At 38.9% G+C, this 16,960-nt stretch carries 10 protein-coding genes and 1 pseudogene; all 11 read left to right on the top strand.

What is annotated here, in order from left to right; translation table 11 throughout:
- Positions 1-9 precede the first annotated feature (9 nt).
- The 11 genes and pseudogenes from HX13_RS18310 to HX13_RS18260 all read left to right on the top strand — a co-directional run bounded on the left by HX13_RS18310 (position 10) and on the right by HX13_RS18260 (position 16,869).
- The gene (locus HX13_RS18310; RefSeq protein ID WP_050022255.1) at positions 10-681 is read left to right on the top strand and encodes a hypothetical protein; all 672 of its coding nucleotides are present in this window, start codon (positions 10-12) and stop codon (positions 679-681) included.
- A gap of 327 nt (positions 682-1,008) precedes the next feature.
- The gene (rplK, locus tag HX13_RS18305) at positions 1,009-1,452 is read left to right on the top strand and encodes a 50S ribosomal protein L11 (protein WP_050022254.1); all 444 of its coding nucleotides are present in this window, start codon (positions 1,009-1,011) and stop codon (positions 1,450-1,452) included.
- Positions 1,453-1,463: 11 nt separating this feature from the next.
- Positions 1,464-2,156: a 50S ribosomal protein L1 gene (gene rplA, locus HX13_RS18300; protein WP_050022253.1), complete on the top strand. Its 693-nt coding sequence runs from the start codon at positions 1,464-1,466 to the stop codon at positions 2,154-2,156.
- Between the two features lie 18 nt (positions 2,157-2,174).
- On the top strand, positions 2,175-2,762 hold the full coding sequence (gene rplJ / locus HX13_RS18295; protein ID WP_050022252.1) for a 50S ribosomal protein L10: 588 nt from the start codon (positions 2,175-2,177) through the stop codon (positions 2,760-2,762).
- A 46-nt stretch (positions 2,763-2,808) separates the two neighbouring features.
- Entirely contained in the window at positions 2,809-3,177 is a 369-nt protein-coding gene (gene rplL / locus HX13_RS18290) for a 50S ribosomal protein L7/L12 (RefSeq protein WP_050022251.1), read from the top strand.
- A gap of 425 nt (positions 3,178-3,602) precedes the next feature.
- A complete protein-coding gene (locus tag HX13_RS18285) occupies positions 3,603-3,926 on the top strand; it encodes a hypothetical protein (protein WP_128572497.1) in 324 nt (107 codons plus the stop codon).
- Between the two features lie 116 nt (positions 3,927-4,042).
- A complete protein-coding gene (locus HX13_RS18280) occupies positions 4,043-5,185 on the top strand; it encodes a hypothetical protein (RefSeq protein WP_128572496.1) in 1,143 nt (380 codons plus the stop codon).
- 36 nt (positions 5,186-5,221) lie between these two features.
- On the top strand, positions 5,222-7,819 hold the full coding sequence (locus tag HX13_RS18275; RefSeq protein WP_128572495.1) for a T9SS type A sorting domain-containing protein: 2,598 nt from the start codon (positions 5,222-5,224) through the stop codon (positions 7,817-7,819).
- A 442-nt stretch (positions 7,820-8,261) separates the two neighbouring features.
- A complete protein-coding gene (gene rpoB, locus HX13_RS18270; RefSeq protein ID WP_050022247.1) occupies positions 8,262-12,086 on the top strand; it encodes a DNA-directed RNA polymerase subunit beta in 3,825 nt (1,274 codons plus the stop codon).
- Between the two features lie 123 nt (positions 12,087-12,209).
- Positions 12,210-16,476, top strand: a pseudogene (gene rpoC / locus HX13_RS18265) (DNA-directed RNA polymerase subunit beta').
- A gap of 87 nt (positions 16,477-16,563) precedes the next feature.
- On the top strand, positions 16,564-16,869 hold the full coding sequence (locus tag HX13_RS18260; RefSeq protein ID WP_002976436.1) for a DUF3467 domain-containing protein: 306 nt from the start codon (positions 16,564-16,566) through the stop codon (positions 16,867-16,869).
- The last annotated feature ends 91 nt before the right edge of the window (positions 16,870-16,960 follow it).

Below are 16,960 nucleotides of genomic sequence, written 5' to 3'. Positions count from 1 at the left end.
ACAACAATTATGGAAAGAAAAATTTATATAATCATCATAATGTGTCTGGGAATTTTCCTGAATGCACAAACGGGGAAAGTAGGGATCAATACTACAAACCCTACAGAAACACTTGATGTGAATGGTAATACGCGTACCAATGCCCTGTATTTAAGAAATCCGGGGGAACCTACGATGACAGGGGGAAGCTTCCTGGCTACCTCCCAGAATTCTCTTCAGCTATATGATCCTGCATTGGAAAGCAGTGGTCTGTTTAACTATATTAAGCTTACGCTGACAGGAGTATCTGGTGCAGGAATCACTGATTTTGATACTAAAATTGATGCGAATAATTTTCTGGTTGTAGTACATAACTATGCTTTCAAGCTTAATGATGGTACTACAAGTGTAGCTTTGGATTTCGGAGATAACGGAGTAAATGATAACCAACAGGGCTCTCCGGATGTTACTGCATTTAAAAGTAACGGAACCTGGCATCTTAAAGCAGGATTTACCAATAACAGCAGGCTTATTGCCTTTACCTCTTCCAATCCTTCGAGAACATATAATAACTTTACCGTAGAATTTTACCTGATGGCTTACAAAAGACTCATCACTAAACAGAATTTTAGTGATATCAATACCAACTTAGGAGGAACTGATGGTTCCACACAAACTCTTACCAAGCCTTCAGGATTCTAAAGATTATTAATATCAAAAAGCCAAAGCCGACTCATGGAGCCGGCTTTTTGTTTTTATAGTCATTAAGTTTTTGATCTATTCATTATTGGATAAATGGAAGCGGTCGTTTTTAATGGACTTAAAATAAGATTCAAGATCTTCCTTCAGAAAAAGAAATGGATGATTTTGAATAAATATTACTAAAAATCAACACTATCCGTTTGCTATTTCAAAAATATTTTATACTTTTGCAGTCCAAAAAGTAGGTTTATTATAGGTGAGTACGATAACCTGCTGAATAATAAATGCTTCCAAACTCATTAATTATTCAAATTTAAAAAACAAACAATGGCTAAAAAAGTCTTTAAAATGGTAAAGCTTCAGGTGAAAGGTGGCGCAGCTAACCCTTCTCCACCAGTAGGTCCAGCTTTGGGTTCTGCAGGTGTGAACATCATGGAGTTTTGTAAGCAATTTAACGGAAGAACCCAGGACAAGCCAGGTCAAGTTTTACCTGTAGTAATTACAGTATACGAAGACAAATCTTTTGAATTCGTTATTAAAACTCCGCCTGCAGCAATCCAATTAATGGATGCGGCTAAGATCAAAGGAGGATCCGGTGAACCAAACAGAAACAAAGTAGGTTCTGTAACTTGGGATCAGGTAAAGAAAATCGCTGAAGATAAAATGGCAGACCTTAACTGCTTTACAATGGACTCTGCTCTTTCTATGGTTGCAGGTACTGCTAGATCTATGGGATTAAGAGTAACAGGAACTAAACCAACTAACGCTTAAAACTTAGAGAAATGGCAAAATTAACAAAAAAGCAAAAGGAAGCTTTAAGCAAAGTAGAAAAAGGAAGAATCTATAACCTTGAAGAAGGTTCAGCTCTTGTAAAGGAAGTGAACACTGCAAAGTTTGATGCTTCTGTAGATATCGCAGTAAGATTAGGAGTAGACCCTAGAAAAGCAAACCAGATGGTAAGAGGTGTTGTATCTCTTCCTCACGGAACCGGTAAAGATGTTAAAGTATTAGCTCTTGTAACTCCGGATAAAGAAGCAGAAGCTAAAGCTGCTGGTGCTGACTATGTAGGTCTTGACGAATATTTACAAAAAATCAAAGATGGTTGGACAGATGTTGACGTTATCGTTACAATGCCAGCTGTAATGGGTAAACTAGGTCCATTAGGTAGAGTATTAGGTCCAAGAGGTTTAATGCCAAACCCTAAATCAGGAACTGTAACAATGGAAATTGGTAAAGCAGTAACTGAAGTAAAAGCAGGTAAAATTGATTTCAAAGTAGACAAGTATGGTATCATCCATGCGGGTATTGGTAAAGTATCTTTTGATGCTGCCAAAATCAAAGAAAATGCTCAGGAACTTATCCAGACATTGATCAAAATGAAACCGACTGCTGCTAAAGGAACTTATGTGAAGTCTATCTATTTGTCTTCTACAATGAGCCCGGGTATTGCAATCGATACTAAATCTGTTAACTAATATTAAATCCTTAAGACAATGACAAAAGACCAAAAAGTTGTAGCGATACAAGAGATCAAAGACTTGCTTCAGGATGCAAAAGTAGTATACGTAGCAGATCTAGAAGGATTGAACGCTGGTAAATCTTCAGATTTCAGAAGACAGGCTTTCAAACAAAATATCAAAGTAAAAGTGGTAAAAAATACACTTTTACAAAAAGCAATGGAGCAGATTGAAGGAGTAGATTACTCTGAAATGTTCCCATCTTTCAAAGGAAACACAGCGTTGATGATTGCTGATACAGCTAATGCTCCTGCGAAATTAATCCAGGGATTCAGAAAGAAAGAAGAGAAGCCGGCTTTAAAATCTGCTTTTGTTCAGGAAACTTTCTATATCGGTGACAACAATCTAGATATGTTGGCTAACATCAAGTCTAGAGAAGAAATGATCGGTGAAATCATCGGATTACTTCAGTCTCCAATCCAGAGAGTTGTTTCTGCTCTTCAAAACAAACCTGAAACAGTAGAAGCTAAAGCTGAAGAAGCTGCTCCTGCGGTAGAAGAAACTCCTGCTGCTGAAGCTCCGGAAGCTGCTGCAGATAGCACTGAGGAAACAAGTGCTGAATAATTACACTCAAAAAATTAAATAAATAATCAACAAAAACATTACAACAATGTCAGATTTAAAAAATTTAGCTGAAACGCTAGTAAACTTAACAGTAAAAGACGTAAACGAATTAGCTACTATCCTTAAGGATGAGTACGGAATTGAGCCAGCTGCTGCTGCAGTAGTTGTTGCAGGTGGAGGTGCAGGTGAAGCTGCTGAAGAAAAAACTGAATTCGACGTAATCCTTAAGTCTGCAGGTGCTTCTAAATTAGCTATCGTTAAATTGGTAAAAGATTTAACTGGTGCTGGTCTTAAAGAAGCTAAAGATATCGTAGACGGTGCTCCAGCTCCAATCAAGACTGGTGTATCTAAAGACGAAGCTGAAGCTCTTAAGAAGCAATTAGAAGAAGCTGGTGCTGAAGTAGAATTGAAATAATTCAATTATTCTTATAAATAAGGAGCCCGGGCAAATTGCCCGGGCTTTTTTTATGTCTATAACGATGCTTTTTTTAATAAGAGTATTCAAATATTTTTATATGGATTTGTGAAATATTTTATTATCATTGGGTTATTTATAATTTAAAACTTATTTAATTGAATTATATTATTTTTATTTAGTGTTTTGTAATATTTTTTTAAATGAAATGTTGTTTTTATTGAAAAATTATTATATTTGTATTGAGAAAACACACAAATAAGTTGGATAGAAATTATTTTCTTTCTTATAGCCGTATCATAGCTCTTCTGCTGCTTTTGCCGGTTATAGGAAAACTAAACACTAAGGCTATATCAAACACAATGGACGGATTCCCGGAAGTATTGCATTGTACTGATATACATAACTACAATCTGCAAACACCTATGACAAAGAATTTTGTCATGCAGACTATTCATACAGATCCGGATTACAAAACTGGCGGGCTTTTTACAGGCATCAATTCTAAACGTGATATAAAGCTAAAACGCTTCCCGGTTGTAAATGATAATTTTTCTGTTTTATTTCAGAAAAATATCAATGAGATCCGAAACTGGCATGAACGGATGTATACATTATATCCTGAATCCCTGGCAGCTGTATTGCCATTACAGAGAACTCACAAATTTAATACGCCTTCCTCTACGTTGGTCGATGGTTTTCAATTCATTATTAAAATTCCCGACAAAATATTCAGTGCTTCTGAATAAGTACAATTTCTGAAAAAACTCTGAACCTTACGAGAATAGCTGTCTTTTTCATTTAATAGTTAAGTGAAACAGCTAAAGGATTGTCATTACATAAAAAAACAACAAATATCATTAAAATGAAAAACAAATTATTCACCCTCGCACTTTTATCTGCGAGTTCATTAAGCTTAGCACAGGTTGGGATTAATACCGGTTTACCGTCAGCAACTTTGGATGTGACCGGATTTCCTGCAATGTCAAGTAAACTGGATGGAATCATTGCTCCGCGACTTACAGGAGCAGAACTGAGAGCCAAAACCTATACATCTGCCCAAACAGGAGCTATTGTATATGTCACCTTAGCTGAATCAGCACCTGCAGGACAAACAGTTGATATTGTCGCCCCCGGCTATTATTATTTTGATGGAACCAAATGGGGGAGCTTAAGCGCAGATTGGCGTATCCTTGGAAATACCGGTACTATAGCTACCACGGCTCCTCTGGGATCAGATGTTACTTCCGGAAACTATTTGGGAACAAATGACGGACAAAATATAGTATTGGCGACTCAAAAGAATGTGAAGGGGATTTTAGATGTCAATGGAACTTTACAGGGAGGAAACGCCAATAGCGCAACAGGACCTTTTTCTTCCTTTACCTGGGGATCTAATAATGTGCTTGCCAACAGCACCTCTTCCAATATAGCATTAGGAAAAGACAACACCGTATCTGCGCAGGGGAACTTTCCGGCTGTAGCTATCGGGCTGGGGAATAAAGCAACAAACGGAGCCAAAATAATAGGAAACTCCAATACGGCGAGTGGAGCTAATAATTTGGTGTTGGGAAATTCTAATACTATTACAGGTATTATCGGAGTCACTGTAGGGAATTCTAATACCAATAACGGAGGAATTATTTTCGGGACCGGAAATACGGCTTCTTCAAATAATATAGCTATTGGCTCAGGAAATACGGCTTCGGGAATTGAAGCAATAGCTATCGGAGTCTCCACTCAGGCCGCAGCCGGACAGACAGCTTACGGGAATACAGCACATGTTTTTACAGGAAAAAATGGAGCTGTTACTGATGTGGGTATCAATATGACTCCCAGTGCGGCTAATTTTGCGGATCTGGAAGTCAGTAAGGCCATCCAGATCAGAGGTGTAGCTTCTCCGGCCAACGCTGCCTGTACCACGGTGGATGAAGGAGCTATCCGCTACAACACAACAACAAAAACACATGAAGGATGTAATGGCAGTAACTGGAAGCCTTTATACTAATTGAGAATAAACACAAACCTTATAAAAAATAAAAAAATGACCAAAAAATTATTCGAGAAACTGATTGTAATGCTCATGGTAACAGTAATGTCGTCTGTAGCATTTGCACAACAAGGCTATGAACCTATTCGTGGGATGGGAGTAGAAGCAAAACCTGTAAATAACTCAGGAATTTGTTTGGCATGTTACAACGGAAGCATGAACCCGGTAATTGACGCCAATCTGGATAACAGTGTAAATATGGGGAATTTTGCTTCCCTGGTTAGTGGAAATGGTATATCGGTTAAAAATAAGAATACAACATATCCTGCCGGCTATATTACAGGGTTTAATGTGGATCTTGGAACCAGCTTTATCACGATTGATCTGCTAAGCTCAATGAGAATCAGTACATATAAAAATGGGGTTCTCCAGGAGTCAACTTCCAGTAGTACGCTTTTATCAGTGCCGGCATTTGGAGGAAACAAAAACAGGATATTTTTACATTTCAAAACTTCTAAAGAATTTGATGAAGTAAGGCTGTATCAGACAAACGTTCTTTCCGTATTCAGTGCTATGAATGTGTATTATGCATTTGCTTTTGATCCGGCCAGGGTGCCTGTTGATAATAATGGCATCTGTGATGATATTATTGCGGGAAGTGGTGTAGATGGAAATGTATCGGGGAGCAGTACTATTCTGGCTCCGCTTTCATATGTTCAGAATAAGGAAAGGATCGGGGATGGGAATAAGAACTCTTTCGGGACGATAGTTCTTCCAATCGGGTTATTAGGATCTTATTCAGTAGGAGTATTGGATAAAAATCAGGTATATCCTGCAGGGAACAGGGCCGGATTTGTGATTGAGCCTGATGACCAGGGAAAGCTTCTTAGTGCTGAATTTTTGAAAAATATTACAATAGAAACCTATCTGTTCGGGCAACTTCAGGATTCAAAACAATTGTCTGACGGGGGAGGTCTTATTAATATTAAAGTTCTTGGATATGGTTCAGGAAAGCAGAAAGTAACCCTTACAACCTCTAAACCATTTAATGAGATTCGCCTGAAGGTGACACAAACCATAGGGTTTAATTTAGGAGCTTTGAAAGTATATTATGCCTTTGAAGAACCGGTATCTTGCGAATGTGATGATAAAATCCAGACCAGTGGCTCTTCGGTGCCCGGAAATCTGGTAACGGGAAGCAGCTGGACATCAGGACCTGGTTTTCTGGGGCTTATTTTAGCAAAAATGACAAATCCGGGCGCTATTGTAGATAACAACCCATCAAATTATGCCACTGCCACTGTGCCGGCAGCCTCTTTGTTTAGTATATTTTCGGCTTATGCGACGGTAAGCAGTAATGCAACCCTGCCGGCTAATACAATGGCCGGATTTACGGTGGAAAAAGCAGGAAACCTTCTTGGGGTAAGTGTTCTTGAGAATATTACGGTGACATTATATAATGGTAATACGCTAACGGATAGCTTCACAAGTTCAGGAAGTCTCATCAGTGGTAATTTCTTTACAACAAATTCAAACAAATTCTATGTCGGGGGTAAGGCGACAAAACCCTTTAACCGTATAAAAATTACGTTTAACAGTGGTACGGCGGTTCGCATTCCTCAAAACTATTATATTTATAATGCCTTCGCAAGCAGGGATGATGATAACGACGGAGTTCCGAATTGCTTTGACCGCTGTCCGGGAGGGGATGACAGTATTGATAATAATGGTAATGGTATCCCGGACTGTGCAGAAGGCTGTAATGCTGTAAATGATAAATCTCCTACACTGGATACAGACGGTGACGGGATTGTGGATGCTTGTGACCTGGATTCTGATAACGATGGTATTCCTGATGCAACAGAAGACTTTGATAAAAATGGTAAATTCCAGGACGATGATACTGAGGGAGACCTGGTATTGACACCTGTATTGGGAGATTCTGTTCCGAATTATCTAGACCTTGACTCTGATAATGACGGGGTGTTAGATTTGTTTGAGTCAGGAATTCCGGCATCGGTGATCAGCCAGATCGACACGGATCGTAACGGAATCATTGATAGTAATGTTGCAGTAGGTAAGAACGGTATTGCCGATATTCTTGAAACTTTTCCAGATTCAGGCATCCTGAAATATGCCATTAAAAATACAGATGGTGATGATAAACCGGACTTCCTGGATCTTACATCCAATGGTTCAGATCTTGATCTGTACCAGATCGGAAAAAGTAACCTGGATACTTTAGGAGGAGGATTCATTTCTACAATTGATGACAAAGATAAAGATGGTATTCAGGCGGTTGTAGATACTGATCTTATTAAGAGAGGAGCACCGGATTCTCCACTTTCTCCATACACTTCAGTATTGAAAAATTCTTCTGAAAGTGCAAGGATTGCCGGTGCATCGGAAGTGATCAATGCAGCCAATGATATTAAAATATATCCTAACCCTGTAAAAGCAGGAGAAAATCTTACCATTACCGCAGGAGGAGAAGGAGCTTATACGCTGTTCTCTGCAGAAGGAAAGGTGATTAAAGCAGGCAGGTTTACCGTAAATACCGGAATTGATACCACTTCATTATCAGCAGGAATTTATATTGTTAATATAGAAACCAAAACCAATGTGAAGTCTTATAAAGTGATTGTAAAATAATTACAGAAAACTTATAGAATGCTGTGCCGCCGGACAACAGGCGGCACTTCTCTTTTAATGGTCTCAAAATGAGATCATTTATTTGTATTAATGGAAGTTTTTTTGTATCTTTGCCCCTCTTTTGGCGCGGAAAATTGTTTGTAAATTTATAAAATACTGAAAATCAGCTCTTTCATTGTAAAAATATGAAAGGGATTTCGTGTTTATAGATGTCGCGGTAATTACGCACAAAAGTAATAAAAATATTTTGCATTACGCTGTGAAAAGATATACCAGTGTTGCAGTTAGGAATCGGACTGTAAGAATAAAGAACAAAGAATAAAGACTATTTCTGATAGCGCCAAACATCTCCATGTCTTTTATCTTTTTTCTTTTCTCTCCTTTCTCTTCCTGATATTTTTTAATAAAACAAAATATTTTTTAACCCTTTCTTACAAGTTTTATGAGTAAAACAAAATCAACAACTCAGGGAAATCCGAGAATTAATTTCTCATCAGCGAAAGGAAAAATCATTACTCCGGACTTTTTGGATATCCAAATTGAGTCTTTTAAAGAATTTTTCCAGCTTGATACACTTCCTGAAGCCAGAAAAACTGAAGCTCTTTACAAGACTTTCCAGGAAAATTTCCCTATTACGGATTCTAGAAACCAATTCGTATTGGAATTCTTAGATTATCTGGTAGATTCTCCACGTTATTCAATCGATGAGTGTGTGGAAAGAGGTCTGACGTATTCAGTTCCTCTGAAAGCAAGACTTAAATTGTACTGTACTGACCCGGAACATGAAGATTTCCAGACAGTAGTGCAGGATGTATATTTAGGTCCGGTTCCTTATATGACACCTAGTGGATCTTTCATCATCAACGGTGCAGAAAGAGTTATTGTTACGCAGTTACACCGTTCACCCGGGGTATTCTTCGGACAGACTTACCACGCTAACGGAACCAAACTATACTATTCAAGAATTATTCCTTTCAAAGGATCTTGGATGGAATTTACAACTGATATCAACAGCGTAATGTACGCGTATATCGACCGTAAGAAAAAGTTACCATTAACAACTTTATTAAGAGCTATCGGTTATGAATCTGATAAAGATATCCTTCAGATTTTCGACCTTGCTGAAGAAGTGAAAGTTTCTAAGGCTGCCCTTAAAAAAGTAGAAGGAAGAACATTGGCTGCGAGAGTTTTGAACACATGGTTCGAAGATTTCGTAGATGAAGATACAGGTGAGGTGGTTTCTATCGAAAGAAACGAAATCATCCTGGACAGAGAAACAATCCTTGAAAAGGAACATTTGGACCTTATCCTGGATGCTGGTGTGAAATCAATCCTGATTCACAAAGAAAACAGCAACGAGTTCTCTATTATCCAGAATACATTACAAAAAGACCCTACCAACTCTGAAAAAGAAGCAGTAGAGTACATCTATCGTCAGTTAAGAAACGCAGATCCGCCAGATGAGGAAACCGCAAGAGGAATCATTGAAAAATTATTCTTCTCTGAGCAGAGATATTCATTAGGTGAAGTAGGACGTTACAGACTAAACAAGAAGTTAGGTCTTAATATCCCAACTACCACTGAGGTTCTTACAAAAGAAGATATCATTGCTATTGTAAGACATTTGATTGAACTTGTCAACTCTAAAGCGGAGGTGGATGACATCGACCACTTATCAAACAGGAGAATTAAAACTGTTGGTGAGCAACTAGCAGGACAGTTTGGCGTAGGTCTTTCAAGAATTGCAAGAACAATCAAGGAGAGAATGAACGTTAGAGATAACGAAATCTTTACTCCACTTGATCTTGTTAATGCTAAGACTTTAACGTCTGTAATCAATTCATTCTTTGGTACCAACCAGCTATCTCAGTTCATGGACCAAACCAACCCACTGTCAGAGATCACTCACAAGAGAAGATTATCTGCACTAGGGCCTGGTGGTTTATCAAGAGAAAGAGCAGGGTTTGAGGTTCGTGACGTTCACCATACGCACTACGGAAGAATCTGTCCGATTGAAACTCCGGAAGGACCAAACATCGGTTTGATTTCATCTTTAGGAATTTATGCAAAAATCAACAGATTAGGTTTCATTGAAACTCCATATAGAAAAGTAGAAAATAGTAAGGTTGAACTTAATGCAGATCCTATCTACTTAAATGCTGAAGACGAAGAATCCAAAGTAATTGCTCAGGCAAACGTTGAATTGAACGATAATGGTGAATTCGAAACAGACAGGATTATTGCAAGACTGGATGGTGACTACCCGGTAGTAGAGCCAAACCAGGTTGACCTTATCGACGTTGCACCTAACCAGATTTCCGGTATTTCCGCTTCATTGATTCCGTTCCTGGAGCATGATGATGCGAACCGTGCATTGATGGGATCTAACATGATGCGTCAGGCCGTTCCTCTATTGAAGCCACAGGCTCCGATCGTAGGTACAGGGCTTGAGCAACAGGTTGCAAGAGATTCAAGAATTTTGATCAACGCTGAAGGTACAGGTACAGTAGAGTATGTAGATGCTGATAAAATCGTTATTAAATACGAAAGAAGTGAAGATGAAGATCTTGTATCATTCGAGTCTGCTACTAAAAAACATATAACCTTACCAAGTTCAGAAAAAACGAACCAGAGTACTACCATTACCCTGAGACCAAACGTAAGAGTAGGTGATGTAGTGGAAAAAGGACAGGTACTTTGCGACGGTTATGCTACTGAAAAAGGAGAATTGGCTCTTGGTAGAAACTTAGTAGTAGCATTCATGCCTTGGAAAGGATACAACTTCGAGGATGCGATCGTAATCAACGAAAAAGTAGTACGTGAAGACTGGTTTACTTCAATCCACGTGGATGAATACTCACTGGAAGTTCGTGATACTAAATTAGGTATGGAAGAACTTACTGCTGATATTCCAAACGTATCTGAAGAAGCTACCAAAGATCTTGACGAAAACGGTATGATCAGAATCGGTGCTGAAGTGAAGCCTGGAGATATCATGATTGGTAAAATTACTCCAAAAGGTGAATCTGACCCGACTCCTGAAGAAAAACTTCTTAGAGCAATCTTCGGTGATAAAGCCGGTGATGTAAAAGACGCATCATTAAAAGCTGACTCTTCATTAAGAGGGGTGGTTATCAACAAGAAATTGTTCTCCAGAAACATTAAAGACAAAAAGAAAAGAACTGAAGAAAAACTTAAGCTTGAAGAAATTGAAAACACTTACAAGGCTAAGTTTGACGAATTGAGAAATACTTTAATTGAAAAATTAAATACACTGGTTAGCGGTAAAACTTCTCAGGGAGTACATAACGACCTTGATGAAGAAATCATCGGTAAAGGGGTGAAATTTACTCATAAGCTATTAACTTCAGTTGAAGATTATGTAAACGTTAGCGGTTCAGACTGGACAGTAGACGCTGACAAGAATGAATTGATCAAACAATTGATTCACAATTACAAAATCAAATATAACGACATTCAAGGAGTTAAAAACCGTGAGAAATTTGCCATTTCAATCGGAGATGAGCTTCCTGCAGGTATTATGAAGCTGGCTAAAGTTTACATCGCTAAGAAACGTAAACTGAATGTAGGAGATAAAATGGCAGGACGTCACGGTAACAAAGGTATCGTATCAAGAATCGTTCGTGAAGAAGATATGCCGTTCCTTGAGGATGGAACACCGGTAGATATCGTATTGAATCCACTAGGGGTACCTTCCCGTATGAACATCGGACAGATCTATGAAACTGTTCTTGGATGGGCTGGTCAGAAATTAGGATTAAAATTCGCTACGCCAATCTTCGACGGAGCTAGTCTTGATCAAATCACTGAATATACAGATAAAGCAGGTCTTCCTAAATTCGGTCACACTTACCTTTATGATGGTGGTACCGGAGAAAGATTTACACAGGCTGCTACAGTGGGTGTTATCTACATGCTGAAACTTGGACACATGGTTGATGATAAGATGCATGCACGTTCTATCGGTCCTTACTCATTGATTACTCAGCAACCGTTAGGAGGTAAAGCTCAGTTCGGGGGTCAGAGATTCGGAGAGATGGAGGTTTGGGCACTTGAAGCATTCGGTGCATCTAACATCCTGAGAGAGATCCTTACTGTGAAGTCGGATGACGTGATTGGTAGAGCAAAAACTTATGAAGCAATTGCTAAGGGTGAATCTATGCCTGAACCAGGTATTCCGGAATCATTCAACGTATTACTTCACGAGTTACAAGGTCTTGGATTAGACGTAAGATTGGAGGAGTAAGATATCAGATGTCAGACACAAGATGTCAGACTATGGCACTCTAAGAATTTTATAATCCTTGAATTTGGAATGATGATTTCGTCTGAAATCTGAAATCTGAAATCTAAAATCTAAAAAAAAATTATGTCAAATAAAAATAAATCAAGTAGATTTAATAAAATAACCATCGGTTTAGCTTCACCGGAGTCTATTTTACAGGACTCAAGAGGGGAGGTTTTAAAGCCGGAAACTATTAACTACAGAACTCACAAGCCTGAAAGAGACGGGCTATTCTGTGAGAAAATTTTTGGTCCTGTAAAGGATTACGAATGTGCTTGTGGTAAATACAAGAGAATTCGTTACAAAGGGATCGTTTGTGACCGTTGTGGAGTAGAAGTTACTGAGAAAAAAGTAAGAAGAGAGAGAATCGGGCACATCAACCTTGTAGTTCCTATTGCACACATCTGGTATTTCCGTTCATTACCAAACAAAATCGGATACCTTTTAGGAATTCCTTCCAAGAAATTGGATATGATCATCTACTACGAAAGATATGTAGTGATCCAGCAGGGTATTGCTAAAAAGCTGGATGGTTCTGATTTTGAGCATATGGAATTCCTTACAGAAGAAGAGTATCTTGATATCATGGAGACCCTTCCTGTAGAAAACCAGTATCTTGATGATTCTGATCCAAACAAATTCATCGCCAGAATGGGTGCTGAAGCTGTTGAAGATTTATTAAAGAGAATCGATCTTGATGCATTGTCTTTCGATTTAAGACACAAAGCTCACAACGAAGGTTCCAAGCAGAGAAGAACTGAGGCATTAAAAAGATTAAATGTTGTAGAAGCATTAAGAGGTGCCAATACAAGAATGATCAACAAACCTGAGTGGATGATCATGCGTGTACTTCCTGTTATCCCGCCAGAACTAAGACCATTGGTTCCGTTGGATGGAGGACGTTTCGCTACTTCTGACTTAAATGACCTTTATAGAAGAGTTATTATCAGAAATAACCGTTTAAAGAGATTATTGGAGATCAAAGCTCCTGAAGTAATCTTGAGAAACGAGAAGCGTATGCTTCAGGAATCAGTAGATTCATTATTCGATAACACAAGAAAATCTTCTGCAGTAAAATCTGAATCAAACAGACCATTAAAATCACTTTCTGATTCATTGAAAGGTAAACAAGGTCGTTTCCGTCAGAACTTACTAGGGAAAAGGGTAGACTACTCTGCGCGTTCGGTAATTGTTGTAGGTCCGAACTTACAGCTTCACGAATGTGGTATTCCTAAAGATATGGCAGCTGAGCTTTACAAACCGTTCATCATTAGAAAATTAATTGAGAGAGGTATTGTAAAAACAGTAAAATCTGCAAAGAGAATTATCGACAGAAAAGAACCTGTAGTGTATGATATCCTTGAAAACGTGATGAAAGGTCACCCGGTACTATTGAACAGGGCACCTACTCTTCACAGATTGGGTATTCAGGCCTTCCAGCCTAAGATGATCGAAGGTAAAGCAATCCAGCTGCACCCGTTAGTAACAACGGCCTTCAATGCCGACTTTGATGGTGACCAGATGGCGGTACACTTACCGTTAGGGCCGGAAGCGATCCTTGAAGCTCAGTTACTGATGTTAGGTTCTCAGAACATCCTGAACCCTGCAAACGGTTCTCCAATTACGGTACCTTCTCAGGACATGGTTCTTGGTCTTTATTTCATGACTAAAGAATTAAGCTCTACAGAAGATATGAAAGTAAAAGGAGAAGGTCTTGCATTCTATTCTCCTGAAGAGGCGGAAATCGCTTATGCAGAAGGAAAAGTTTCTCTGAACGCTAAGGTAAGATGTAAATTACCTGTTAAAGAAAATGGAGAAATCGTAACAAGACTGATCGAAACTACTGTAGGTAGAATTTTATTCAACCAGATCGTACCTAAGCAGGTAGGATATATCAATGAACTTCTTACGAAGAAATCATTGAGAAACGTTATCGGTAAGATCCTTGCTGATACAGATTTCCCTACAACTGTGAAGTTCCTGGATGCAATGAAAGATCTAGGGTATTCAAACGCATTCAAAGGAGGTCTGTCGTTCTCTCTTGGAGATATCGTAGTACCTGTGGAGAAAAAGCAGATGATTGCACAATCAATTGAAACTGTAGACGAAATTAGAGCTAACTATAACATGGGTCTGATTACCGATACAGAACGTTATAACCAGGTAATCGACGTTTGGACAAACACGAACGCCGGATTAACTGAAATGATCATGAGCAGAATGAAAACTGACCAAGGTGGTTTCAACTCTGTGTACATGATGCTTGACTCTGGGGCGAGGGGTTCTAAGGAACAGATCCGTCAGTTATCAGGGATGAGAGGTTTGATGGCGAAACCGCAAAAAGCTGGTTCTACCGGTGCGGAGATCATCGAAAACCCGATCCTTGCTAACTTTAAAGAAGGTCTTTCCATCTTGGAATACTTTATCTCTACCCACGGTGCCCGTAAAGGTCTTGCGGATACCGCTCTTAAGACTGCCGATGCGGGTTATCTAACCAGAAGATTGGTAGACGTTGCACAGGATGTTATCGTTACAGAAGATGACTGTGGAACTTTAAGAGGAACAGAAGTTACTGCACTTAAGAAAAATGACGAGATCGTTGAAAAAGATTTCTGAAAGAATCTTAGGTAGAGTATCTCTTCATAATATTTACGATCCTGAAAGTGATGAATTAATTGCTGAAGCAGATCAGGTAATCACTGAGCAACTAGCTAAGAGAATTGAAGAAGCAGGATTAGAAGCCGTAGAAGTACGTTCTCCGCTTACTTGTGAAGCTAAGAAAGGTATCTGTGCGAAATGTTACGGTAGAAACTTAGCAACTGGTAAGATGATCCACATGGGTGAAGCAGTAGGGGTAATTGCAGCACAATCCATCGGGGAGCCGGGTACTCAGCTTACGTTGAGAACCTTCCACCAGGGGGGTACTGCAGGAAACGTATCAGAAAACCCATCTATCGTTGCAAGAAGAGACGGTATCGTTGAAATGGATGAAGTAAGAACCATTACTTCTGAAGATGAAAACGGTAATACAGCTGAGGTTGTAGTTTCTCGTTCAACGGAATTCAGATTAGTTGCTGATAACGATTCCAGAACACCATTAATGGTAGCTAACGTACCTTATGGATCAATATTATCTGTAAAACCAGGTGATAAAGTGAAGAAAGGAGATGTAATCTGTAGATGGGATCCGTATAACGCGGTTATCATTGCTGAAACTTCAGGTAAGGTAGAATACGAGGATATCATCCAGGGTATTTCATTCCAGCTTGAAATTGACGAACAGACAGGATTCGAGGAGAAAGTAATCTCTGAATCCAGAAATAAGAAAGCTGTACCTACCTTAAAAGTGGTAGACTCTAAGGGAGTTGAGCAAAAAGCTTACAACTTACCGGTAGGAGCCCACTTGATGGTTAATGATGGTGAGAAAATTAAGGCTGGTAAAGTCTTGATCAAAATCCCGAGAAAATCTGCAAAAGCAGGGGATATCACCGGAGGTCTTCCGAGAGTTACTGAATTATTCGAAGCAAGAAACCCTTCAAACCCAGCGGTTGTTACTGAAATCGACGGGGTAGTTTCTTACGGAAAAATCAAGAGAGGTAACCGTGAACTTATCGTTGAGGCTAAAACTGGAGAAAGAAAGATTTACCTGGTAAAACTTTCCAACCAGATTCTTGTACAGGAGAATGACTTCGTAAGAGCAGGTTCTCCGCTTTCTGACGGTTCTATTACACCGGAAGATATCCTAAGAATTAAAGGTCCAACAGCCGTTCAGGAATACTTAGTAAATGAAATTCAGGAAGTTTACCGTCTACAGGGGGTAAAAATCGATGATAAGCACTTCGAAATCATCGTAAGACAGATGATGACAAAAGTATCTATCGTAGATGGAGGTGATACTCAGTTCCTTGAAGGAGCTCTTGAGCACAAATATGACTTCCTGGAAGAAAACAACAGGGTATTCGGTCTTAAAGTAGTAGTAGATGCCGGTGATTCTAAGGAATTCAAGCCAGGTCAGATGATTACTGCAAGAGAATTAAGAGACGAAAACTCGAAGTTGAAACGTGAAGATTTAGCATTGGTAGAAGTAAGAGAAGCTCTTCCTGCTACAGCAACTCCGGTATTACAAGGTATTACAAGAGCAGCACTTCAGACTAAGTCATTCATGTCTGCAGCATCGTTCCAGGAAACAACTAAAGTTCTTAACGAGGCCGCAGTGGCTGGTAAAATAGATGATCTGAATGGTCTTAAAGAAAATGTAATTGTAGGACACAGAATCCCTGCAGGTACAGGTCTTAAAGAGTATCAGAATGTTATTGTAGGTTCTAAGAAAGAATTCGAAGACCTTAATTAAAATTAATGATTTGAAATTTGGGATTTGAAATTATTTTTATATTTTCACAATCTCAAATTTCGAATTTTAAAAACATAATTTATAACAATGGACAACAATCAAAATCCACAAGACGGAAACATCAACATCGAATTAAACGAAATGGTAGCTGCTGGTATCTATGCTAACTTAGCATTAGTAAACCACTCTCCATCTGAATTTGTAGTAGACTTTATTCAGTTGATGCCGGGTGTTCAGCAAGCTAAAGTAAGATCAAGAGTTATTCTTGCTCCACTTCACGCGAAAAGAGTATTAAACGCTCTTCAGCAGAACATCGCTAACTACGAGCAGCAGTTCGGAGAAATCAAAGAAGTTGAACCTTTCGTATTAGGTGGAAACAACGTACAAGCTTAAGATTTCTTTTACAATAAAATAGAATGCCCCGGTTTTTACCGGGGCATTTTTTATCAATAGCCCAGGCTAACATGTTTCAGGACAGTTTTAA

The sequence above is a fragment of the Chryseobacterium sp. P1-3 genome, from assembly GCF_000738495.1.
In the GTDB taxonomy this organism is placed as follows: Bacteria; Bacteroidota; Bacteroidia; order Flavobacteriales; family Weeksellaceae; genus Chryseobacterium; species Chryseobacterium gallinarum.
Note: the sequence above shows the minus strand (reverse complement) of the source record. Positions and strands in the feature narration are given on the sequence as shown.

What these genes read in the sequence shown, in the direction of transcription:
- HX13_RS18310 (WP_050022255.1), top strand. Translation starts at nt 10, where the DNA reads ATGGAAAGAAAAATTTATATAATCATCATAATGTGTCTGGGAATTTTC.
- rplK (WP_050022254.1), top strand. Translation starts at nt 1,009, where the DNA reads ATGGCTAAAAAAGTCTTTAAAATGGTAAAGCTTCAGGTGAAAGGTGGC.
- rplA (WP_050022253.1), top strand. Translation starts at nt 1,464, where the DNA reads ATGGCAAAATTAACAAAAAAGCAAAAGGAAGCTTTAAGCAAAGTAGAA.
- rplJ (WP_050022252.1), top strand. Translation starts at nt 2,175, where the DNA reads ATGACAAAAGACCAAAAAGTTGTAGCGATACAAGAGATCAAAGACTTG.
- rplL (WP_050022251.1), top strand. Translation starts at nt 2,809, where the DNA reads ATGTCAGATTTAAAAAATTTAGCTGAAACGCTAGTAAACTTAACAGTA.
- HX13_RS18285 (WP_128572497.1), top strand. Translation starts at nt 3,603, where the DNA reads ATGACAAAGAATTTTGTCATGCAGACTATTCATACAGATCCGGATTAC.
- HX13_RS18280 (WP_128572496.1), top strand. Translation starts at nt 4,043, where the DNA reads ATGAAAAACAAATTATTCACCCTCGCACTTTTATCTGCGAGTTCATTA.
- HX13_RS18275 (WP_128572495.1), top strand. Translation starts at nt 5,222, where the DNA reads ATGACCAAAAAATTATTCGAGAAACTGATTGTAATGCTCATGGTAACA.
- rpoB (WP_050022247.1), top strand. Translation starts at nt 8,262, where the DNA reads ATGAGTAAAACAAAATCAACAACTCAGGGAAATCCGAGAATTAATTTC.
- HX13_RS18260 (WP_002976436.1), top strand. Translation starts at nt 16,564, where the DNA reads ATGGACAACAATCAAAATCCACAAGACGGAAACATCAACATCGAATTA.